We start from the raw sequence: 21,582 nt of genomic DNA on the forward strand, positions 1-21,582 counted from the left end.
CCAGACGCCCCTACCGATCCCCCCACGACACGACACGGGTTGATCCACATCGACTGTAGCCGCACGCTGCACCGGAGGAGATCAGCCCGATGGACACCACCACCCCCACCGACCGCCTCTGCGTCTCCGCCGAACGATGCCGCGCCTACGACCACCTGACCCGACAACCCGCCTACGTCGGCCCGGCCTACCTGTGCGACGCCTGCCTCACCGCAGCCACCCGCGACGTCCGCACGTTGGTCTACGACTACATCGACCTCGAACAGCTCCAAATTCCCACCCTGTCGCAGGCCCTCGACGCCCAACCACGAGGCAAAGCCGGCCCGCCGATGCCGCTCCGCGCCGAACCAGAGGCGCTACAGGCCGAGATCCACCACGTCACCACCCTGTGGGCCGACGAACTCCGCCGCGAACACCGACTCCACAACCGCCAACGGGCCTACCTCGTCGGGGCGTGGCACACCACCAGCAGCAACCCGCCACCACCGCCCCGCAGGCTTCCCGGCGGCGAAGTCCAGGAAGCCGTCAACACCCTCACCCCACGCCTTCACGACCTCGCCGCACTCAGCCCGCGCACCGTCTTCCCATCCGGCGTAGACAGCACCCCTGAGGACATGGCCGGCTGGGAAGCGATCCACCACCTGCAACACCTCCGAGCCCGCGCCCGCTCCATGCTCGGCCGCACCCGCCGTACCCGACAACTTCCCGGCACCTGCTCAACCTGCGGCGGCAACCTCCACCAAGACGAACCCCGCTACGAACAAGACCCCTGCGATGTCTACTGCGCCAGTTGCGACAGCCAGTGGACCCACGAGCAGTACGAGCAATACGTGGGTCTCATGCTCGCCCTCCCCCGGACCCGCGCATGAACCCCGACTTTGATCGGCAACCCCAACGCAACCCGTGGCCGTTCCCCGGCGACACCGAACTCCAACGCGCCCGCCGATACGTCCACGCCTACCGACAACACCTCAAAACTGCCAACCCAGACCTGTGCGCCGCCCTCGACGACGCCGCCCGCTCCTACGGCGACCACTGGGTCTGCGGCGGACTCCTCACCATCCCCGACGATCAGCTCATCACCACCGACCAAGCGGCCGAACTTGCCGGCGTCGACTCGGAGACAGTCCGGCAGTGGCGCAAACGCGGCTACCTCTCCCGCAACGGGAACCGCGAATACCTACAGGTCAAAGGACTATCCGAACGACGGCGGCCGATGTTCCGCGCCAGCGACATCAAAGAGATCGCCGAAACGACCAGGTGGCGCAGGACAACACGCACCACCACATGATCCCCACACAGGTGGGACCGTGCTATCTTCCGCACAAGCCGAAGTGTCTCTTCGGCCAGATTCGGAATCTCCGCCCGTGCGAACAGACCACGCCGGAGGTGCCAATGTCCCCCCGGATCCGCCGAGCCCACAAGACATCCTCGGCCCCTCCTGTCCGGCAATCACCTCGGCGAGCACCGAACTGCTGACGTCCTCGCAGGTTCACGAGAAGCAGGGCAAGGACGGCAAACGGTCATGACAGCAGTCGATGAAGGCAAGGAGCATGACAAGCGCCTCTGCCTCGGCAAGAAGCGCATGAAGCAGCGCCCCGGCGCCAAGACTGGGAAAAATCCGGTCTTCGACGACGCAGGCAACGAGCTGTGCACGCGCCCCGCCGGCTGGGGAACTTCGCACCCCGGGATCGGAAAGTGCAAACTTCATGGCGGCAACACACCGGATCACGTGACGCACGGGCAGAAGGAACGAGCCCGGCAAGCGGTCGCCACATTCGGCCTCCCTCGCCAGGTCGACCCCCGCGACGCGCTCCTTGAAGAGGTGTACCGCACAGCCGGCGCCGTTGACTGGCTCCACCAGCAGGTGCAGGCGCTCCGAGCCGACGACGTCATCTGGGGCAAGGCCGAAGAGGTCGAGAAGCAGGCTGGCGAGTTCCCTGGCACCGACACGACGAGCAAGGCTGCCGTCCACGTCTGGGTGCAACTGTGGCAGGCGGAGCGGGCTCATCTGGTCAAGGTGGCGAAAGAGGCGATTTCGGCGGGTATTGAAGAGCGCCGTGTTCGTCTCGCCGAGCAGCAAGGCGCGCTCCTCGCTGGTGCGATCCGGGCGATCCTCGGGGATCTCGATTTGTCGCCGGAGCAGCAGACGCGGGCGGCGCAGGTGGTGCCGTTCCGGCTGCGTGAGGTTGCCGCAGCCGCCTAGCTCATCCGTCCGAACGATCCCACAGTGGTACGTGGGGTCCGTGCCGATAGCCGTACTTTCGGTCAGGTGATGGTGTGACCGTCGCCCCGATCTCGCCATGGGAAGCCGCCGCCCGCATGTTCGAGCCGGCGCCACCACCCGAGGAGCGGCAACCGCTTTGGCGCACTCCGGGTGAGATGGCTAAGGCACTGGACCGCAAGACGGTACAGACGCCTGCGCTGGACCTGATCGACGCGAGCTTGGTGGACGTAGCCGAAGGCCGCTGTGACCGGTTGATGATCTCACTCGCACCGCAGGAAGGGAAGTCGGAGCGGGCATCCAGGCGCTTCCCAACCTGGATGCTTCACCGCAACCCGGACCTGCGCATCGCGATCGTCTCGTTCGCCCACCGCCGCGCCCGAAAATGGGGCCGGTCGATCCGCAACGACATCTCCCAACACTCCGACCTGCTCAACCTCAGCGTCGACCCGTCGTCGTCCGCCGCCGACGAGTGGCGAATAGCTGGCCACATCGGCGGGGTTTACACCGTCGGAATCACCGGCGCACTGACCGGCGAGGCCGTCGACCTGCTGATCATCGATGACCCCTACCGAGACGGCAAACAGGCCGACAGTCCCGCATGGAAAGAAGTCGTTGAGGGGTTCTGGGAAGAGGTTGCCATCCCCCGCCTCGGACCTGGGGTCGCAGTCCTCATCATCCAAACCCGATGGCGGCACGACGACCTGACGGGATGGCTTCAAAAGCGCGAGGATGGCACCGACTGGCGCGTCATCAACATCCCAGCCCAAGCTGACCACGATCCGGCGAAAGGCGAGGTCGACCCGCTCGGCCGCGATCCGGGCGAGTATCTGATCTCGACGCGGGGTCGTACGCCTGAGCAGTGGGAGCAGCGGAAGCGGGAGATGGGCGCCCGCGCGTGGACCGCACTGTGTCAGGGCCGTCCGTCCCCGGCCGAGGGCAACATCTTCCAGCGCGAGTGGTGGCAGTTCTACGAGCAGCCCCAGTGGGTCGAGCGTGTCGACGGATCGCGCGTTGTGCACTCCTTCGACGAAGTCCTGACCTCGTGGGATATGACGTTCAAGGACACTGAAGGCACCGACTACGTGTGCGGCCAGGTGTGGGGCCGACGCGGCGCCCACGCGTACCTGCTCGACCAAGTTCACCGCCGGATGACGTTCGTCGAAACCTGCCAAGCGGTACGGACGCTGGCTGCGCGCTGGCCGCAATCGGCGGCGAAGCTCGTCGAGGACAAGGCCAACGGGACAGCGGTCATCAACTTCTTGTCCCGGACTGTCCCCGGGTTGATCCCGGTCGAGCCGGACGGGTCGAAAACCGCACGCGCCGCTGCCGTGTCGCCGTTCGTCGAAGCCGGGAATGTGTTCCTGCCGGCGCCCGAGATCGCGCCGTGGGTAGACGATCTGATCGAGGAAGCGGCTGGGTTCCCGGCTGCCGCCCACGATGACCGGGTGGACGCAATGTCGCAGGCGCTGAACCGACTGCTACTCAACCCGCTGTTGCTCGACGACAGCATCGTCGAGCCTGAAGACGAGTTCGATGAGCTGATCTCACCGGTTTGATGGGGGTGACCGGTGTCGCCGACCATCACCACTCGCCGCTCCCGCCTTCGCGAGGCCGAACAGCAGGTTGCTGCCCTGTCGGAGCAGAATGCCGGCCTGGTCGGCACCGTCCAACTGCTTGAGGAGTCCGTCGCTGAGCTTCAGCTTGCGATGGAGGACGTCGGCTGGACGCGGATGCTCGCCGCCGCCGAGCAGGAGTTCACCCGCGACGGGTTGGTGCGGATCACTGCCGGCTGCCGTCTGTTCGCGGTCAAGAACCCGCTGATCGTGCGCGGATTGCAGCTCCGTCAGGCGTACGTGTTCGGGCAGGGTGTCGAGATTTCGGCCCGCGCGAACGGCAAGAATCGGGAGAACTCGCGAGAGCAGGATGTGCAGGCGGTTGTCCGGGCGTTTCTTGACGACGCCGGGAACCGTCAGGCGCTCACTGACGCGTCGGCGCAGATCCGCAACGAACGTGCCCTGGGCACGGACGGGAACCTGTTCTTCGCCCTGTGGACGAAACCGTCGACCGGCTGGGTGCAGGTGCGAACTCTGCCGTGGGACGAGATTCAGGATGTGATCCGGAACCCGCAGGACGCGTCGGAGCCGTGGTTTTACAAGCGGGTGTGGCATGAGGAAACGGTCGACTACACGACCGGGTTGCCGAAGACGGAAACGCAGACCGCCTACTATCCGGCGCTCGGCTACCGGCCTACTGGACGGAACCGGCCGCGCACGATCGGCGGCCACAAGGTGCACTGGGATGCCCCGGTCCGGCATGTGAAGGTCAACGACCAGCAGGGGTGGAAGTTCGGCATCGGCGACGCCTACGCCGCCCTGGACTGGGCGCGGGCGTACAAGGAGTTCCTCGAAGCGTGGGCCACCCTGGTCAAGGCGCTCAGCCGGTTCGCGTACCGGATGACGGCCAAGGGTAGCCAGCGGGCCCAAGCGAAGACTCGTCTTGCCGCCGCCCCACCTCGTGACCCGCACACCGGCAACCCGCAGGAGGCCGGCGCGACAGCGATCCTGCCGCCGGACATGCTGTTGGAGGCGGTGCCGAAGACCGGGGCGACGATCGACTCCGAGTCTGGGCGTCCCCTCGCCGCGATGGTCGCCGCCGCGTTGGGTGTGCCGGTGACGATGCTTCTCGGCGACCCGGGTGTCACGGGTGCGCGGGCGACGGCAGAGACGCTGGATCAGCCGACCGAACTGGTGATGCAGCAGCGGCAGCAGGTGTGGACCGAAGTACTGCGGGACATTGTCGGCTATGTGATCGCGGAGGCGGTCCGGGCGACGAAGGGCCAGTTGACGGGTCGGATCGAGGTGGACCCGGTGACCGGCCGCGAGGTTGTCACCCTGGACGGGGACACGGCGGCAACGGTTGAGATCACCTGGCCCGACCTCGACGACGTGGATCCGAAGGCGCTTGTTGAGGCGATCAAACTCGCGTCCGATACGGGCACCGTTCCGCCGGAGACCATTCTCCGTCTGCTGCTGACCGCCTTGGGTGCCCGGGACGTGGACGAGATTGTTGACCGGCTCATCGGCGACGACGGCGAGTTCCAGTGGCCGACAACTCCAGGGCTGGGTGGGCAGGCGGTAGACGCGGCCCGTAGTGGGGGCGATCCGGCTACCGTCGGTGCGGGGCGGATGACACCAACTGACCCGGACCCACCCACAGGCGATCTGGAAACCGCGCCGACCCGCGAGGATTCCGAGTCGGGGTGACCGGTGGCCATCACTCCGGACACCGTCCAACAGGTGCGGGCACTCGTCACCGACGTCGGCGGGCACGTCGATGGCACGGTTCGCATCCTTACCGAGGCGTGGCTACGGGCGTGGAACGAACTCGAACCAGCATGGCAGGCAGCGGTCGGTGAGGTAGTGGCTGTCGCTGCGGCTACGAGCCGCTGGCCGTCGCCGTGGGAGTTGGCGCGGATCGACGCCATCGCATCCGCTGTGGTTCGCACCGAGCAGGCGTTGGCGCTACTGGCGGTCGAGGCGGGCCTTGTTGCCGGAGCTGCGGTCGCACCTGTTGTCGCGGCGACGACGGCAGCGGAACCGGTGCTGATCGCCTCGCAGTTACCGGCCGCGTTGGCTGCCGCCGCCGCTGCCGAGTACGCGGCCCGGGTTCTGCCGTCGGCCCTCGATGTGATCGTGCGCCGCACCTCGGAGCAGATCACCTCCCTGACCCGACCACTGTCGGATGAGGCGCAGGAGGCGGTACGCCGGGCGCTGATCCGAGGGATCGCGGTCGGCGACAACCCGGTGGTGGCGGCCCGGGACATGGTCCGTCGGGTTGAGGGTGCGTTCAACGGCGGCCTGGCCAGGGCTATCAACGTGGCGCGGACCGAGATGGTCGGCGCCTACCGGGAGACGTCCCGTTACATCCACGAGGCGAACGCCGATGTCCTCGCCGGCTGGATCTGGTGGTCGGCGTTGCAGCCGAACACGTGTCCTGGTTGCTGGTCGATGCACGGCCGGGAGTTTCCAGTCGACACCTCGGGTCCGGACGATCACCAGTCTGGAAGGTGTGCCCGGCTTCCGAAGGTGAAGCCGTGGACGGAACTCGGCATCCACGACGTGGATGAGCCTGCCGGCCTGACGCCGGACGCGAGGGCACGGTTTGCCGCACTCCCCCGCGCCCAACAGGTGGCGGTGATGGGGCGGGCAAGACTGGCGCTACTCGACGCCTACCCGGACCTATGGGACGACCTCGCCGTGCGTCGGGAGAACCCGAACTGGCGCCCGTCGTACGCGGTCCGGCCGGTACGGGACCTGCAAGCCATCGCCCGCCGTCGCGCCGCATAGCCCCCGATCGAACCCCTGCTGCTCGCACCCGTCGGGAGGAGTTGTCGTGTCCAACCGTCGGAAGCTACGGCCAGGCGCCTACAAGGTGCGGCTACGCGAATCCGCCGCCGTCCTCGGTCCGCCAGCGGACGTCGCCGCGTCGTCGGAGACGGTGATCGAAGGGTCGCAGCCGACACCGATCGTGCTGCACGAGACGTGGACCGAGGCCCGCACCGAACCGACAGCGGACGGCGCCCGACAACTGGTGCAGATCATCGACGCCGGATGGGGCTCATCGGGGTTCTACTCGCCGGACATGCTCGCCGAAGCCGGTCGTAGGCGGGTCTTCGCCGCCGGCACCCACATGTACCTCGACCACCCGACCGAGTCTGAAGACCACGAACGTCCGGAACGGTCGGTACGGGACCTCGCGGCGGTACTCACCTCCGACGCCACCTACGACCCTGCTCGGCGGGCGCTGGTTGCCGAGGTGCGGGTGTTCGCCGACTACGCCCCGTTGATCAACGAGAAGCGGGAGCACATTGGCCTGTCGATCCGCGCGAACGGCGTATCTGAGTACGGGGAGGCCGAAGGCCGCCGGGGTGTGATCGTCAAGGAAATCACCGAAGCGGTGTCGGTCGACTACGTCACCAAAGCCGGCCGGGGCGGGAAGGTGCTCGCTCTGCTGGAGTCGACCCGCACCAACATGCGGGAGGCCCGCTCTGTTGGGGCGTGGCTGGAATCCCGGCTCCACCTGGCGCTCACCCAGTTGGGCGACGACATGTACGGCGACGGGCGGTTGACCCGCGACGAACGAATCACGCTGTCGTCGGCGATCGGTGACGCATTGCAGGTGTGGACGGCCCGCGTTGAAGCCGACGCCCCGCAACTGTTCACCCGGGACCTGTACGACGAGCCGACACAGGCTGTCGAGGTCAACGAGTCCACCACCCCGGAAGCGGCCGTTGAGCCGGCCACTGACCCCGAGCCGGCGGTTTCCGGCGCCCCAGTGACGGACGGCCCCGAGCCGGCCGCACCCAACTACCCACCCATGGAGGCACCCGAGATGTCGGGAACTCAGACCGGCCCCGCGCCGGGCACGGCGGGGACGGCCACGGCAGCCGAGGCCCCGACCGTCAGCGCCGAAGCCCGCGTCGAAATCGTCACCGCCCAGCTCGGTGAGGCACAGTCGCGGATCACCGCCCTCGAAGCGCAGAACGCCGCCCTCACCTCCGAGCGGGACACCGCCCGCACCGAACTGCGGCGGATGCGGAACGTCGAAGCGGCCCGGGGTGTGTGCGCGAACGCGCTCGACACCCACACCGACCTGCCGTCGGCGACCCGGAATCGGATCGTTGAGGCTGTCACCCGTGACGTGCCCGTCACCACGACCGGCGACGTGGACACCGCCGCCCTGACCGCCGCGATCTCCCGCCATGTGGAGGCGGAGCAGGCGTACATCGCCCAGATCCGTGAGGCGGCCGGGGAGGGCACCCCGACCGGGCTCGGCGGCAGCACCCCGTCCACCGTCGCCGACGTCGGCCAGTTCCAGCAGCAGCTCGCCGACCGGTTCGCCGGGTTCGGTCTGACGGAGTCGGCGGCCTTCGCCGCCGCGAAGGGTCGGGGGTTCTGATGGCCACCAACCAGGTGTACGAGCACGGCGACGCGTTCGTTGTCGTCGCCTCCGACCCGACGACCCCGCAGTCCGGTGACCCGATCATCGTCGGTCAGCTTCCCGGTGTCGCCCTCACTGACGAGAACGCCGACGGTGAGGTCACCGCCAAGTTCAACGGTGTGTGGGAGTTCCCGGTCGAGGCCGAGGGCGGGGCGATCACCCCGGGCGCGATCGTCTACTACGACGCCGCCGACGACGGCCTGAACAACTCGTCGTCCGGCAACATCCGGTTCGGCTACGCCCTGGATGCGGTCGACAACGCGGCGACCACCACCATCCGAGTCAAGATCGGCTACTGAGGAGAGGCAGGCACATGTCTACCGCAACCCTGTCCGACCTCTCCCTGAGCGAGGCCGGCACGTGGACGGCGACGCACGACGCGCCCGTCACCCCCGCCCAGATCTACGCCGGTGAGCACGTCGGCTACCAGACCGGGCGTGCCCGCCGGGACGCGGACCCGAAGTATCGGGAGTCGTTCCTCCGCACCCTCGACCTTCTCGACGCCGTCATGTCCGGCAACGCATACGCCGCCCTCAGGTTCCGGGAGGCGATGTCGACCAGCGACTTCCCGCACCTGTTCGGTGACGCCCTCGACCGGATGGTGTACGGCGCCTACCAGCAGATCCCGATCCGGTGGGAGCCGATCGCCCGCCGGGGTACCGTCCGCGACTTCCGGCCGGTCGAGCGGTACGCGATCGACGGCGCCGAGTCGGCTCTCCCCGAGGTTGGGGAACTGTCCGAGTACCCAGCCGCGAAGCTGTCGGAGACCCCGTACACGTACCGGGTCAGCAAGCGGGGCCGGCGGGTGCCGATGTCGTGGGAGACGTGGCTCAACGGCGACCTCGGCCAGTTCCGGGACCTGCCGACCCGGCTCGCGAACGCGGCCCGGAAGACGGAGGAGAAGTTCGTCACCGAACTGTTCGCCACCGCGACCGGCCCGAACCCGACGTTCTTCACCGTCGGCAACGGCAACATCGTGGACGGCAACCCGGCCCTGAGCGTGCAGGCATTGCAGGACGCGCTGACGCAGATGGGCAACCAGCGTGACGCCGAAGGCGAGCCGATCTACATCGAGGGTGTGACCCTCGTCGTCCCGCGTTCGCTTCAGGTGGTGGCGGAGAACATCCTCAACTCCACCGAGGTTGACGCGGCGACCGGCGGCGGCGACAACACCGGCAACAACATCCTCCGGGTCCGGAACTGGATGCGGGACCGGGTCAGCCTGGTCGTCAACCCGTGGCTTCAGATCGTTGACGGCGTGTCGGGTGACGACGCCTGGTACGTGTTCGCGAACGCGTCCAGCGCCCGCCCCGCCCTGGAAATCGGATTCCTGATCGGGCACGAGGCGCCGGAGATCTGGATGAAGTCCGCCGACGCGGTCCGGGTCGGCGGCGGTGCCGTCTCTCCGGAGATGGGAACCTTCGACACGGACACGATCCAGTGGCGGGTTCGGCACGTTCTCGGCGGCACCCGCGTCGACCACAAGGCTGCGGTCGCGTCGACCGGCCAGGGCGACGGTTCCTGATGGGTCGCCGGCTGCCGACACCTCGTACTCCGGCTGACGAGTACGCGGCTGCGTCGTACGAGCTGCTGGGCGGTCTGGTGTCGGCGGTCGGCGAACTCAACCAACTGCTCCGTGACCGGCTTCCTTCGCCTGATCGGGAGGAGCCGGTCACGGGGGCGGTGCGGTTGACGGAACCAGCCCCACCGTCGGCACCCGAGCCGGCTGGGTCGGAACCTGTGCGGCTCACCGAACCGGACCCTCCTGTCGAACCTGTTCCGGCAGAACCCGAACCGTCGACAGACCGGCCCGCTCCGCCGCCGCGCAGCGGTCGAGGGTCCGGCCTTGACGCGTGGCGGTCGTTCGCCGAACAGGCGCAGGTCCGGTACGGGCTGGACGACAGCCGGGACGACATCATCGCCGCCTGTGAACGCGCAGGCGTCCTCAACGGAAAGTAGGACAACATGGCGGACACTGCGAAGGGCCAGCCGAACGGGCTGGCAACTCTCGACGCGGCCGGCAAACTCGCGGCGGACCAGATCCCCGGCGACCTCGGCGGCATCAGCCAGGGGGCGGCGGTCGCGAACGTCGCCACCGCGAACGCCGACGCCACCTACGGGCAGCCGGAAGCGGACCTGATCAACGAGCTGAAGACGAAGGTCAACGCGCTGCTGGCGTCGCTGCGGGCAGCCGGGGTCATCGACACCTGATGGCCGATGTGGTCACGAACCGGGTCAAGCGTTGGGAGGTCGGAACGTGGCGCTCGTAGAGGCTGCTCTCAACCCCGCCGTGGAAGCGGTCACCGACCTGGCCGCCTACATGTCGCTGCACTCCGCCGACCCCGGCTCCGGCGGCGCGAACGAGTTGTCCGGTGGCAGTCCGGCGTACGCCCGGCAACAACTGTCGTGGGCGGCGGCCGACGACGGCGAGGCGGCGATCACCGGAACGGAGACGTTCAACATCCCCGCCGGGTCGACGGTCGCCTACATCGGCCTGTGGACGGCCGTCACCGGCGGCACGTTTCTCGGCGCCGACGAACTCGCCTCGTCGGAGACGTATACCGGGCAGGGCGTGTACGAGGTGACCGCCGCGACCCTGACCGCCACCTGATCCGGGGCCGGTCGTGCCGCTGATCGGAACCCTCACCGACGATTTCGAAGCCGGCGTGGTCGACGCCGTCAAGTGGCCCGGGAACTACGGCGGGATCTCGCAGACCGGCGGCCGGGGGCGGGTCGACTGCGCGGTCGCCTACTGGTCGGGTTGGAAATCGGCGACCGCCTACACCCTGACCGGATCAATGTGCGGCGGCCGGTTCTGGCCACCGCCGTCGGCCGGGGCGACGACCACCGCCTACATGTCGATTTTCGTCACGACGACGACGGCGGGCACCGACGCCGGGTTCAACATCGACGCCCAGTCGGGGTTCATGGGCGTCCTGCTCCGGGCCGGGTTCTCGGACGCTGGTGCCGTGTTCCTCGCCTACAGTCCGACCGACCATGCGTGGCTGCGGGTACGGGAGGACGCCGGGAGTTTGCTATGGGAGGCGTCTCCGGACGGCGACACGTGGACGACACTTCGGTCCGCCACCACACCGGCGTGGGCGTCCGATCCCGATCTGGCGCTGCTCGTCGAGTGCAAACGCAACGACGGGGCAGACAACTACGGCGAGATCGACAACATCAACCTGTACGCGGCAGCACCCGAGGAGCACGCCGGGACCGCCGCCTACGGACTGACCTGCACCACAGTCGGGTCAGGGCGTAAGCAGGCAACCGGTACGGCGTCGACCGGTTTGACGCTCGCGGTTGCCGCCGCCGGACGGAAACACGCTGCCGGCACATCGGACCTCGCCCTGACCGCCGATGTCGCCGGGCTGGGACGCAAACGTACAGGTGGCGTTGTCGCCGCCGATTTGGCGGTTACCGCCAGTGGAGTCGGCATGGTGGTCGTGGAAACCGAGACGGTCGCCGCTCGCGGATCAGCGCGGGTTCCAGCGACCTCGACTGTTCGTGTCCCGGCCCGATCGGGGGTGCGGATCCGGTGAACACCCGCACCTACTGGCAAGGCTCCCGCTTCGTCGTCGAGTGGACGCTGACCGACCCGGAAGGCGCCTCGGTTACCGGCGCCACCGTCGCCGGAACCGTGTCCCGGCCGGACGGCACCACGGCGGCGATGACGGTCACCGACGACAGCAACGTCTATACCGCCTGGTATGACGTGGCCGAGCCTGGTACTCACGGGTATCGACTGGTCGCATCTGGGACCGGCGTGGACGCCCACGAGGGTGTGTTCGTGGCGCACCGGTCGTTGGTCGGCGCCGCACCGATCACCGTCGACCCGACCTCCGACATCGGCCGGGTGCGGATTCTGGCCACCGACCTGAACGAGATCGAACCGCTTTTCACGGACGCGCAGGTCACCGCCTTCCTCGCTCTGGAGGCTGGTGTCAAGCGGGCTGCCGCGTTGGCATTGGAGACGATCGCCGTCTCCGAGGTTCTGATCTCGAAGAAGATCCGCACCGGGGACGGGCTGTCCACCGACGGGCCGGCGGTGGCGAAGGAACTGCGGGAACGCGCGAAAGCGCTTCGTGACCAGGCGGACGTGGAGGACGGCGACCCCGACGACTACGGGATTGAAATCGTCAACTACGACCCGTACGCCGCCTACCGGGTCTGGGGCTACTAGTCATGGCACTCACCGGACGTCCCGGCCTCCGCGCCACCCATGTTGTGCCCGGTGCCTGGCAACACCACCACCGGCCGGTCAGCGACGACGGCATGCCCGACGAGTGTCTGATCGTCCGACCCACCAGCAGTGGGCGGGCTTGGAACGACACCACCGGCCGCAGCGAATATCCGACGCCGCCGACCGTCTACGACGGCCCGTGCCGATTGACGCGGGGTGGCACCGGCAGCATGCCCGCCGGAACGCAGGTCACTGTCGGCCGGGCAACCACCCTGTCGGATTACACCTTGGTCATTCGCACGGATTCGGACCTGGTGCAGGTTGGCGACATCGCCGAAATGCGCCAGTGCGGCGGTGACCCGGGCTTGGTCGGCCAGCGACTGAGGGTCAAGAACGCACTGCGGGGCTCGTACACGTGGGAGCGGCTGCTGTCCTGTGAGCTGGAACCGCCAACCACCCGGTAGGAGGCGGACCGTGGGTGACCTTGATGCGTTGGCCGCAGACTTCGACGCCGCCGGGGATGAACTCGGCCGGCAGGTGTACGCGTTGGTGCGCGCTTCAACGCTGCGCACTGAGGCGTTGGGCAAGGTGAACTCGCCTGTCCGGACCGGGTTCATGCGGGGCAGCATCACAAGCGAGTTCGACGGCGGCCCCGGCTCCAGCACTATGCGCGGCGAAACCGGGCCAACCGCCAACTACTCGCATTACGTGCACGACGGCACGTCGCGGCAGGCGCCGCAGCCGTTCATGGACCGGGCCGCCGACGTAACCGAGCCCGAGTTCTACGCCGCAGCCGAAACGCTGGGTGGGCGGGCCCTCGGTGGCTGACGCCGACGTCGGCTGGGCACACGCCGCCGCTATCGGCGCCCTGCTCGACACCACCACATACCCCGTCTACATCGGCGAGGTCGACACCGCCGACGACGATCTGACGTACCCGCACTTGGTGTGCTGGCCACCGCCGGCCAGCCGGCCTACGACAACCTTGGCCGGCTACGGCGGCGAGGCGTCCACCACGACACAGATCACCGCCGCCGGTCGAGACGTTCGCGAGGTCCTAGCCGCACTCGACCGGGCCTCGGCCGCGCTGCACCGCCGACGGCCCGCCATCGCCGGGCGACGCTGCTCGCTGATCACCCAGATTCCGGCCGCCGAACCGCCGCAGCCGGAACGTGACCCGGACGTGTCAACGCCGGAACGGCCGGTGTTCTTCAGCTTCATCCAGGTCAGCCTGACGTCGTCGCCGGTCGAGCCTCTCGATGTCGGAGGTTCGTGAGTGCGGCTCGTACTCCTCGGTAACCCTCGACTGCAACGAAGCTGGAAGAACTGCCTCGCCCACGCCGCACGCCTTCTCGGCTGGGACGTGACCATGTTGCAGGACGACGCGGTCACAGTCGGCCGGGTCATCGCCGAATGCTCGGGCGCTGACATGCTGTTGTGGGCCCGGTCCCACGGGCATTCCCCGAGCGGAGATGTGGAGTCGATGTGGCGGGCCGTCGAAGCCGGCGGCACGAAGACGGCGGCAGTGCATCTGGACCTGTACTGGGGTGTGCCGCACCGGCAGGCGCAGATTGGCCGGGACCCGTGGTGGCTGGCCCAGCACGTGTTCACCGCCGACGGCAACCCGGCACACCGGGCACTGTTCGAGCAGCGCGGGGTCAACCATCACTGGCTTGTGCCACCAGCCGCCGACCGGTACGCCCATCCGGGCCGGTATCGCAGCGAACTCGCCTACGACATGGTGTTCGTCGGCTCGTGCGGGCGGGTCCATGACCAGACGCGGCGGCGGATGCTCGACTGGGCCACGCAGCGGTACGGCAACCGGTTCTGCTGGCTTGGTCGGGGCGGGCGGGCCGGGATCTGGGGCCAGGACCTCGCCGACCTGTACGCGTCCGCCAAGGTGGTCCTCGGCGACTCGGTACCGAACCCGTACTACTGGTCGGACAGGGTCAGCAACACGCTCGGCATGGGCGGGGTGCTCGTGCACCCCGAGGTGGACGGGCTCGCCGACCAGTACGGTGCGGCGGTCGGGACGTGGCCGCGAGGCAACCTGACCGCCCTCGGCGACCTTGTTGACGGGCTGCTCGACAACCCGATCCGCCGTTCGTGGATGCGCGGCGCTGGCGCCATGACGGCCATGGGCCGGCACCTGTGGCGGCATCGACTACCGGAGATTGCCCGCGTCTGCGGAATCGAGGTGTCGTGACCGTACTCGACCACCTCGCCAACCTGATACGCGAACAAGGCATCCCAGCCCGGGGGCTGGTGCACGTCGGAGCGCACAAGGCCGAAGAACTGCCCATCTATCGGCGGATGGGTTTCGCCCCGATCGTGCTCGTCGAACCAAACCCGGACCTCGCCGGCCGGCTCGTCGACACCCTGCCCGATGCGGAGGTGATCCAGGCTGCGTGCGGTGCCTACGACGGAACCGCCACCCTGTACATCACCGAGAACACGAAACTGTCGTCCCTCTACCAGCCGATCACCCGGCCGATAGCAGGCCAAGTTGAGGTGCCGGTGCGGCGACTCGCCGACGTCATCGATGAGCGGGTCAACGTCGCCGTGGTGGACGTGCAGGGCGCCGAACTGGATGTGATGGCAGGCGCCCCACTGGACCGGCTCGACCTGGTGGTGATGGAAACCCGAATCCGGGCCAAGTATGCCGGGGCGCCGCTGCACTCGGATGCGGTCGGGTGGATGGCCCGCCGGGGTTGGGAGGTCGCCGCCGTGTGGGCGCACGACCCGAAAGGCAAGCTCAACGACGTCGCGTTCACCCCGAGGCGTCGGTGACGACGGTCATCGTCATCTGCGCCGGAGAAGCGTCAAGGTGGCAGAACTACACGGGCACCGCCAAGCATCTGATCGCACCGGAGGGTGAACGGCTGATCGACCGGACCGTCCGCCTATTCCGTGACGCGGGCGCCGAGCGGGTGTTGGTGGTCAGCAAGCCCGGCGACACACGGTATGAGGTCGACGGCGCCGAGCGGGTCGACGCCCAGCTACGCCCGGACAACGGAGACGCGGACAAGTTCCTGTCGTCGCGACACATGTGGTCCGACACCGGCCGGACCGTCGTCGTATACGGCGACGTGTGGTTCGAACATGCAGCCGTCACCGAGATCATGCGTGCCCGGGGCGACTGGACCCTGTACTGCCGGTCCGGCCCATCCCCAATCACCGGCGCCACCTCCGGCGAGTGTTTTGCTGTCGGCTTCCACCCGCAGCACCACACCGAATACGAAACCGCTCTACGTCGGGTGGCGTCACTGTGGCGCTCTGGTGTGTTGAGGCGGTGCGGCGGCTGGGAGTCCTACCGCGCCATCGCCGGCGGCCCAAATGCCGACCTGCGCCGGCATCGCATGTACGGCCGGTATGTGGAAATCGGCGGCTGGGTGGAGGACTTCGACAAGCCCGCCGACCTCGACAAGTGGGTCGACCGGCGTAGCCGCAAGGTCAGCGTGTTGGTGCCGTACCGGGGTGACGGCGGTAGCCGCGACGCCGCCTGGGCGTGGGTCAGTCGCCGATGGCAGGCCGTCTACCCAAACTGGGAACTCGTCGTCGGCGTATGCCCGGACGGGCCGTGGCGTAAGGGCGCCGCGATCCGCGACGCCGCCAGCCGTGCCGCCGGTGACGTGCTGGTTGTCGCGGACGCCGACTGCTGGTGCGACGGCGTGGCCGAGGCGGTGCAGGCCGCCTACGACGGCGCCGGCTGGGCCATCCCCCACCACAACGTGCACCGGCTCACCGAGTCCGCGACCGCACGAATCCTGGCCGGCGGTGAACTGCACGGCAACACCACCAGACGCCCCTACCGGGGCTTCGCTGGCGGCGGCATGTTCGCCCTACGCCGCGAAACCCTCGCCAAGGTTCCCGTTGACCCCCGGTTTGCGACGTGGGGTCAGGAGGACGAAGCGGCGGCGCTCGCGTTGGGATGCCTCGCCGGGCAGCCGTACCGGGGCGTCGCCCCCCTGTGGCATCTCTACCACGATCCGGCGCCCCGGTTGACGAACTACGCCGGCTCGCACGAGTCGCTGGAGCTGTTGAAGCGGTACAAGCAGGCAGCCCGTTCCCCGAAGGCGATGCGGGCACTTCTCGCCGAAGTCGTCTGACGACACCACCACACCAGCCGCCACGCCATGCGTTGCGCGGCCGGTTCCGCACGCCCCTTGGGAGGAGCACCGTGGCGCACCGCCGCTGGATCTGGGTGGAAGACACCACCACCGGTCACCGGTTCGACGTCGACCATCGGCAGGTTGACCGGCTCGTACAGGAGGGGTCGGTGGTTCTCGTCGAGGGCTATCCCGTCAACGAGGGACCGAACGCGCAGCCGCGACGGCCGAAGCACGCGACCGGTCTCGACGGCGAGCCTCGGCAGTTCGGTCCGCCCTCCGGCCCGACCTCGCCGGCCGATGTCGAGACCCCGGCCGCCCCGGCACCCGCTTCCGCGTCGGCCCGGCGCGGCACCACCCGACCGGCCACGGCGACGCCCACGGCCAGCAGTGAAGGAGTAGTGAGTTGAGCCAGCCAGTCGCTGTACCCGCCGACGGTAACCTTCGGGTCTTCTACGTGCAGACCATCGCCACCCCCGAGTTTCCACAACTCGCGGAACTGAACGCCGGCACCAGCAAGGACGTGTCCTGCTACATCACCGGCGAGGGCTTCCAAACCACCCTTGAGGAGCAGGTCACCACCGATGACCGGCTCTGCTCCCGGGCGACGTTCGAGCAGCCCGGCCGCTGGCAGAAGCAGATGACGCTGTCGTACGTGTACAACATGGACGACCCGACCAACAACGTCATGTACCTGACTCTGCCGTACCTGACGACCGGGTTCATCGTCGCCCGCTGGGGTGTGCCGTACGAGCAGGCGTGGGCCGACGGTGACCTCGTGGACGTGTACCCGGTCAAGGCCGGGAAGCCGATGAAGAACGCCCCGACGGCGAACAGCATGCTGACCGTGACCCAGAAGATGTTCATCACCGGCGAGTCGATCGATGACGCGTTGGTCGGCGGAAGCTGATGGGTCGCCAGGGGGGAACGGCGGCGAAGGGAGCCGCCGACGCGCCTGCGGACGGGGAGCCGCAGACGCTGTCAACGAAGGACAAGATCAGTCGGGCGACGTATCCGACCCGGACCGTCGACATCTGCCTCGAAACCGACCTCCAGGCGGAGTACGAGGCGCTGCACGAGGAGCTTCGCCAGGCAGTCGTCCGGGAGTCCGGCGACCGGCGGCTCAATCCGGGTGGCGAGTCGAAGCGGATCGCCGAGCAGATCGAGGCGTTGCAGCAGCAGATGGCGGAGTACGTCATCCGGTTTCGGTTGCAGGCGCTCGGCTCGCGCGGGTGGGACAAGCTGTCGAAGGCTCACCCTCCCCGGGAGGGCGAGAAAGACGATGCGGCGCTGGGGTACAACCCGGACACGTTCTTCGACGCGGCGATCCGGGCGTGCACGGTCGATCCGTCGGACCTCGACGACGACGACTGGACTGCGCTGCTCGGCGACGACGACGTTGACGGGAAGTTGACGGCGAAGCAGTACAACGACCTGCACGATGCCGTGCTCGCCTTGAATGTCAGGAAGATCTCCGTCCCAAACTCGTTCGCCGCCTCTCGGATTCTCCGGCCCTCCGAGCCCGAGTAGCGGCGGCACGCAGTCTCGGGATCAGCTACCGGGAGTTCATGGGCTGGACCCCGGAACGGATCACCGACTACGAGTACGACGATCGGGACCGGATGGTCCGGTCGACGGAGTATGTCGAGTCGGCGTGGAACGAGGACGAGCGGGGCTGGATGCTCGCCCTCGCCGATTGGGAGGCGTCCCGCTGCCCGTCCTGCGGCGGCGATCCGGACGAATGCCAGAGCCCGACGGCGGACATCAACAACCCGTTCGGGACGTGGGTGTACGACGCCGAATGGGTGGAGTGTCATCGGGCGTCCGCCGCCCGACGGTTGGCACACGAGCCGGAGGATCGGCGGGCGTTGACACCTCGGGTGTCGCGGCGACGTAGAGGGTCGGCCAGGTCGAAGCGGTGAGACGGGGTGACCTGTGGCCCGTCGTCGTGTCGCCGTCGAGTTCGTTGCCGAGCTGGGCCAGTTCCGGCGCGGCACACGGGACGGTGCCGACGAGGTTCGACGGCTCCGGAATGAGTCGAAGGCTGCGCAGGCCGAGGTGGCGAAACTTGCCCGGGAGTCGGTCCGGGCGCAGGCCGACCTGAAGCGGTTCGCTGACGGCCGCCGGCAACTCGTCGGCGTGGGGGCGGCTGCCCGGTCGCTGCGGCAGGACGTGTCCGCCCTGTCCGACCGGAGCCGGAAACTCGCGCACGACTTCGCCGCCGTCAACGGCACCGCAGCCGCCGCCCTGGCGACGTTCCGGCGCATCCCGTCGGCGGTGCAGGCGGCGGGCCGGTCGATCCGGTCCGCGAACTTCGGCCAGGCCGCGCAGACCGCGCAGGCGACCGCCCGGGGTGTTGGCCAGATCGGCGGGGCGGCGCCGCTTTCCACCGTCGTCGGACTCGCCGCCGTCCCGGCTGCGGCTGCGGCTGCTGCCGCGTCGCTGCAAACCATCCCGCCTCTGCTGGTTACCATCGGCGGTGGGCTCGGCGCCATTCCCGGCCTCGCCGCCGGAGCCGCTGCCGGGATCGGCACCCTCAAACTCGCGACTGTCGGACTAGGCGACGCCATCGAGGAGGTGTTCGAGGCACCGGACGGCGCCGACCCGTACGACCGGCTCACCGACTCCGGCAAGCGCCTCGTGGACGTCCTCGCATCACAGAAGGCAGCCCTGCTCGGCGTGCAGCAGGTCGCCCAACAGCGGACGTTCGCGAACCTCGACAGCGAGCTACAGATGCTCGGCGCGGTCGCGATCCCGTTCGCTACCCGGCAGGCGGAGCGGTTCGGTACGACCTGGAACAGCACCCTGCGGCAGCTTGCCCGGGTGGGCCGGAACCCAGAGTTCCTGGCTGGCATCGACGCGGCTGCCGAGGGCGCGGACCGGTTCTTCGACAACGTCAACACGCGGATCGGGCCGACGTCCCGGTCACTGGGGCAACTGTTCATCGGTTCTCGCCCGTTCGTGGACGCGTTCGGTGACAGCCTGCTCGGCCACCTCGACGACTTCAACGCGTGGATCGACCGGGCCGCCGCGAACGGCGACCTTGAGGACTTCTTCCGGGATGCGGCCGAGCAGGCCGATGCGCTGCTCGACGTCGGCAAAGAGGTACTGGTCCTCGTCGGCCGGATCGGTGGACTGCCGTATGGCGGCGACACGCTGCGGGACATGGCGGATGCCCTCGAACGGTTCAACGACGCCGCCCACAACACGCGCAGCGTCGAGGGTGTCATCGCCACCGGTAACGCCGCCGTCCGAGGACTGGTCGACGTGCTCGTCATCCTCGGCGAAACCCTCGGGGAGACGCTGGCCGACCCGGCAACCCGGGACGCGGTCGTCGCGTTCTTCGACATCCTGAAAGTTGCCGCGCAGGTGGTGACTGGTCTTGTCGGCGCCTTCTCTGCCCTACCTGGCCCGGTTCAGTCGACGGTGCTGGTGTTGATCGCCCTGACTGTCGTGTTCGGGAAGCTGTTCGCTGTCGCCGGCAGGATGGGCACCGCCGTTGGTGCGGCTGCCGGTCGGCTCGACCAGATGGGACCCGCCGGGCAGCGTGCCGGTCGAGGGTTGCAGGCGGCAGCAATGTGGGCGGGCCGGGCAGCAACCGCCCTGGTTGCGTTGCAGGTTGCCGGGATCGCCCTCGAAGCCCTCTCCGACAGCGCAGTCAAGGTCGACGCCCTGAACCGGTCGTTGAAGGACTTCGTGCAGACCGGCAAACTCGGCGGCGAACTGACCCGCCAGTTCGGTGACGGGCTGGAAGATCTCGACAACCGGGCCCGTGGTGCCGGCGACGGCTGGTTCCCGAAGCTGGGCCGGGCAATCGAAAGCATCCTGCCTCCGGCGAAGGCGTTCAACGAGCTGTTCTTCGGCGGCTCGTTTACCGGCGACGTCGAACGCTTCCGCGAACTGGACGCACAACTCAAGCAGATCGCCGAGTCGACGGGCGACCTTGAGGGTGTCAACGAGGTCTTCCGCAGGTTGCGAACCGAATCCGGCCTGGATGTGGCCGAGTTCAACAAACTGCTACCGGAGACGGCCGCTTGGTTGGCGGAGGCGCAGGCGCAGGCGCACGGCTACTCGGCCACCCAGCAGGCGTTGAGCGGGTCGATGGAAGACGCCATCGGGATCGTTGGCTCGTACACGCGGGCGTGGAAGGAACTCAACGGCGCGGCATTGACTACCGACGAGGCGCTGCTGTCGGCGAAGGACGCCCTCGACAAGGTGAAGGAGTCGTTCGACGAGAACGGCCGGGCGATCACCGGCAACTCCCGGGCGGCGTTGGAGAACCGGGTCGCTGTCGGCCAGTTCGCGCAGGCTGCTGCGGAGGCTGCGCAGGCGAAGTATGAGGAGTCCGGCAGTATCGCCGCCGCGAACAAGGTGTACGACGACCACATGGGGCAGCTCCGGAAGACGTTGACGCAGGCCGGGCTGACGGACGGGCAGATCAAGGCTCTGATCGGCACGTTCGGGCGGATTCCGCCGTCGAAGACTTCGACGATCAATGTGCAGACGGCGCAGGCTGACAAGAACCTGCGGGACATCATCGCCCTCTCTGCGAAGATCAAAAGCAAGACGGTGGTCATCACCGTCGACTACCGGGGTCGGACAACAACCCGGGCTGAGGGCCGCAACATCCCTATTGGGGACGGTGTCGGTGGCCGACGGTGGGGCGGTATCACCGAACACGCACAGACGGGCCTGCTGAGCGAGGCGGACATCTACGCGGCGGCGTCGAGCAGGCGGTACGCGTTCGCGGAGGCGGAAACCGGCGGTGAGGCGTTTATCCCCCGCTACGGCATGCGGGACCGGTCAGTGTCGATTGGCCGTCGGGCGATGGAGTGGTACGACATGGACGTCGTTCCTCACGGCGCCCTGCCCAAGGCGTTCCTGGCAGGCATGACCGCCGCGACTGCTCAAACCACGAAGGTTGATGTTCCGCCACTCGATCCGGCGGTGCTGGCGGCGGCGATCAGGTCCGTGTTGCAGGGCGTGCAGGTTGTCATGGACGGGCGAACGGTCGGCTACATGACGGGCCGCGAGGCCGGCATCTACGCGCGGACGTGAGG

24 protein-coding genes are annotated in these 21,582 nt (G+C 68.2%); all 24 read left to right on the forward strand.

Features of this window, described 5'->3' with window-relative positions; genetic code table 11:
- Window positions 1–89 precede the first annotated feature (89 nt).
- The 24 genes from O7626_RS39975 to O7626_RS40090 all read left to right on the forward strand — a co-directional run bounded on the left by O7626_RS39975 (window position 90) and on the right by O7626_RS40090 (window position 21,580).
- Window positions 90–869: a hypothetical protein gene (locus tag O7626_RS39975; protein WP_278066618.1), complete on the forward strand. Its 780-nt coding sequence runs from the start codon at window positions 90–92 to the stop codon at window positions 867–869.
- On the forward strand, window positions 866–1,291 hold the full coding sequence (locus O7626_RS39980; protein WP_278066619.1) for a hypothetical protein: 426 nt from the start codon (window positions 866–868) through the stop codon (window positions 1,289–1,291). The genes O7626_RS39975 and O7626_RS39980 overlap by 4 nt, the downstream gene beginning before the upstream one ends.
- Before the next feature lie 234 nt (window positions 1,292–1,525).
- Window positions 1,526–2,206: a hypothetical protein gene (locus O7626_RS39985; protein ID WP_278066620.1), complete on the forward strand. Its 681-nt coding sequence runs from the start codon at window positions 1,526–1,528 to the stop codon at window positions 2,204–2,206.
- A gap of 74 nt (window positions 2,207–2,280) precedes the next feature.
- Window positions 2,281–3,783 carry a phage terminase large subunit gene (terL, locus tag O7626_RS39990; protein ID WP_278066621.1) on the forward strand — a complete coding sequence of 501 codons (1,503 nt, stop codon included), beginning with the start codon at window positions 2,281–2,283 and terminating at the stop codon, window positions 3,781–3,783.
- Between the two features lie 12 nt (window positions 3,784–3,795).
- Window positions 3,796–5,490: a hypothetical protein gene (locus O7626_RS39995; RefSeq protein ID WP_278066622.1), complete on the forward strand. Its 1,695-nt coding sequence runs from the start codon at window positions 3,796–3,798 to the stop codon at window positions 5,488–5,490.
- Window positions 5,491–5,493: 3 nt separating this feature from the next.
- A complete protein-coding gene (locus tag O7626_RS40000; protein ID WP_278066623.1) occupies window positions 5,494–6,573 on the forward strand; it encodes a hypothetical protein in 1,080 nt (359 codons plus the stop codon).
- 46 nt (window positions 6,574–6,619) lie between these two features.
- Entirely contained in the window at window positions 6,620–8,185 is a 1,566-nt protein-coding gene (locus O7626_RS40005; protein WP_278066624.1) for a hypothetical protein, read from the forward strand.
- The gene (locus O7626_RS40010; RefSeq protein ID WP_278066625.1) at window positions 8,185–8,526 is read left to right on the forward strand and encodes a DUF2190 family protein; all 342 of its coding nucleotides are present in this window, start codon (window positions 8,185–8,187) and stop codon (window positions 8,524–8,526) included. Before O7626_RS40005 ends, O7626_RS40010 begins: the two co-directional genes overlap by 1 nt.
- Before the next feature lie 14 nt (window positions 8,527–8,540).
- Window positions 8,541–9,752, forward strand: a complete 1,212-nt coding sequence (locus O7626_RS40015) for a Mu-like prophage major head subunit gpT family protein (RefSeq protein ID WP_278066626.1) — start codon at window positions 8,541–8,543, stop codon at window positions 9,750–9,752.
- Between the two features lie 440 nt (window positions 9,753–10,192).
- On the forward strand, window positions 10,193–10,438 hold the full coding sequence (locus O7626_RS40020; protein ID WP_278066627.1) for a hypothetical protein: 246 nt from the start codon (window positions 10,193–10,195) through the stop codon (window positions 10,436–10,438).
- A 46-nt stretch (window positions 10,439–10,484) separates the two neighbouring features.
- Entirely contained in the window at window positions 10,485–10,838 is a 354-nt protein-coding gene (locus tag O7626_RS40025; RefSeq protein ID WP_278066628.1) for a hypothetical protein, read from the forward strand.
- Between the two features lie 13 nt (window positions 10,839–10,851).
- On the forward strand, window positions 10,852–11,772 hold the full coding sequence (locus O7626_RS40030; protein ID WP_278066629.1) for a hypothetical protein: 921 nt from the start codon (window positions 10,852–10,854) through the stop codon (window positions 11,770–11,772).
- Window positions 11,769–12,413, forward strand: coding sequence for a hypothetical protein (locus O7626_RS40035; RefSeq protein ID WP_278066630.1), 645 nt, complete (start codon window positions 11,769–11,771; stop codon window positions 12,411–12,413). The genes O7626_RS40030 and O7626_RS40035 overlap by 4 nt, the downstream gene beginning before the upstream one ends.
- 2 nt (window positions 12,414–12,415) lie before the next feature.
- Window positions 12,416–12,877, forward strand: a complete 462-nt coding sequence (locus O7626_RS40040) for a DUF6093 family protein (protein ID WP_278066631.1) — start codon at window positions 12,416–12,418, stop codon at window positions 12,875–12,877.
- A gap of 10 nt (window positions 12,878–12,887) precedes the next feature.
- Complete coding sequence (locus tag O7626_RS40045; protein WP_278066632.1) at window positions 12,888–13,241, forward strand: HK97-gp10 family putative phage morphogenesis protein; 354 nt, start codon at window positions 12,888–12,890, stop codon at window positions 13,239–13,241.
- Window positions 13,234–13,689, forward strand: coding sequence for a hypothetical protein (locus O7626_RS40050; RefSeq protein ID WP_278066633.1), 456 nt, complete (start codon window positions 13,234–13,236; stop codon window positions 13,687–13,689). The genes O7626_RS40045 and O7626_RS40050 overlap by 8 nt, the downstream gene beginning before the upstream one ends.
- Entirely contained in the window at window positions 13,690–14,619 is a 930-nt protein-coding gene (locus O7626_RS40055; protein WP_278066634.1) for a glycosyltransferase, read from the forward strand.
- Window positions 14,616–15,203 carry an FkbM family methyltransferase gene (locus O7626_RS40060; protein WP_278066635.1) on the forward strand — a complete coding sequence of 196 codons (588 nt, stop codon included), beginning with the start codon at window positions 14,616–14,618 and terminating at the stop codon, window positions 15,201–15,203. The genes O7626_RS40055 and O7626_RS40060 overlap by 4 nt, the downstream gene beginning before the upstream one ends.
- Window positions 15,200–16,522 carry an NTP transferase domain-containing protein gene (locus tag O7626_RS40065; protein WP_278066636.1) on the forward strand — a complete coding sequence of 441 codons (1,323 nt, stop codon included), beginning with the start codon at window positions 15,200–15,202 and terminating at the stop codon, window positions 16,520–16,522. Before O7626_RS40060 ends, O7626_RS40065 begins: the two co-directional genes overlap by 4 nt.
- A 71-nt stretch (window positions 16,523–16,593) precedes the next feature.
- Window positions 16,594–16,932 (forward strand): hypothetical protein, encoded by a 339-nt coding sequence (locus O7626_RS40070; protein WP_278066637.1) that lies wholly within the window; start codon window positions 16,594–16,596, stop codon window positions 16,930–16,932.
- Complete coding sequence (locus O7626_RS40075; protein ID WP_278066638.1) at window positions 16,929–17,432, forward strand: hypothetical protein; 504 nt, start codon at window positions 16,929–16,931, stop codon at window positions 17,430–17,432. The genes O7626_RS40070 and O7626_RS40075 overlap by 4 nt, the downstream gene beginning before the upstream one ends.
- Window positions 17,432–18,052: a hypothetical protein gene (locus O7626_RS40080; protein ID WP_278066639.1), complete on the forward strand. Its 621-nt coding sequence runs from the start codon at window positions 17,432–17,434 to the stop codon at window positions 18,050–18,052. Before O7626_RS40075 ends, O7626_RS40080 begins: the two co-directional genes overlap by 1 nt.
- Before the next feature lie 38 nt (window positions 18,053–18,090).
- The gene (locus tag O7626_RS40085; RefSeq protein WP_278066640.1) at window positions 18,091–18,444 is read left to right on the forward strand and encodes a hypothetical protein; all 354 of its coding nucleotides are present in this window, start codon (window positions 18,091–18,093) and stop codon (window positions 18,442–18,444) included.
- Window positions 18,445–18,799: 355 nt separating this feature from the next.
- On the forward strand, window positions 18,800–21,580 hold the full coding sequence (locus O7626_RS40090) for a hypothetical protein (RefSeq protein ID WP_278066641.1): 2,781 nt from the start codon (window positions 18,800–18,802) through the stop codon (window positions 21,578–21,580).
- Window positions 21,581–21,582: the final 2 nt, after the last annotated feature.

The organism is Micromonospora sp. WMMD1102 (genome assembly GCF_029626265.1).
Lineage (GTDB): Bacteria > Actinomycetota > Actinomycetes > Mycobacteriales > Micromonosporaceae > Plantactinospora.

Coding starts and splice junctions, on each gene's coding strand:
- O7626_RS39975 (WP_278066618.1), top strand. CDS start 90: ATGGACACCACCACCCCCACCGACCGCCTCTGCGTCTCCGCCGAACGA.
- O7626_RS39980 (WP_278066619.1), top strand. CDS start 866: ATGAACCCCGACTTTGATCGGCAACCCCAACGCAACCCGTGGCCGTTC.
- O7626_RS39985 (WP_278066620.1), top strand. CDS start 1,526: ATGACAGCAGTCGATGAAGGCAAGGAGCATGACAAGCGCCTCTGCCTC.
- O7626_RS40010 (WP_278066625.1), top strand. CDS start 8,185: ATGGCCACCAACCAGGTGTACGAGCACGGCGACGCGTTCGTTGTCGTC.
- O7626_RS40015 (WP_278066626.1), top strand. CDS start 8,541: ATGTCTACCGCAACCCTGTCCGACCTCTCCCTGAGCGAGGCCGGCACG.
- O7626_RS40020 (WP_278066627.1), top strand. CDS start 10,193: ATGGCGGACACTGCGAAGGGCCAGCCGAACGGGCTGGCAACTCTCGAC.
- O7626_RS40040 (WP_278066631.1), top strand. CDS start 12,416: ATGGCACTCACCGGACGTCCCGGCCTCCGCGCCACCCATGTTGTGCCC.
- O7626_RS40080 (WP_278066639.1), top strand. CDS start 17,432: ATGGGTCGCCAGGGGGGAACGGCGGCGAAGGGAGCCGCCGACGCGCCT.
- O7626_RS40085 (WP_278066640.1), top strand. CDS start 18,091: ATGGGCTGGACCCCGGAACGGATCACCGACTACGAGTACGACGATCGG.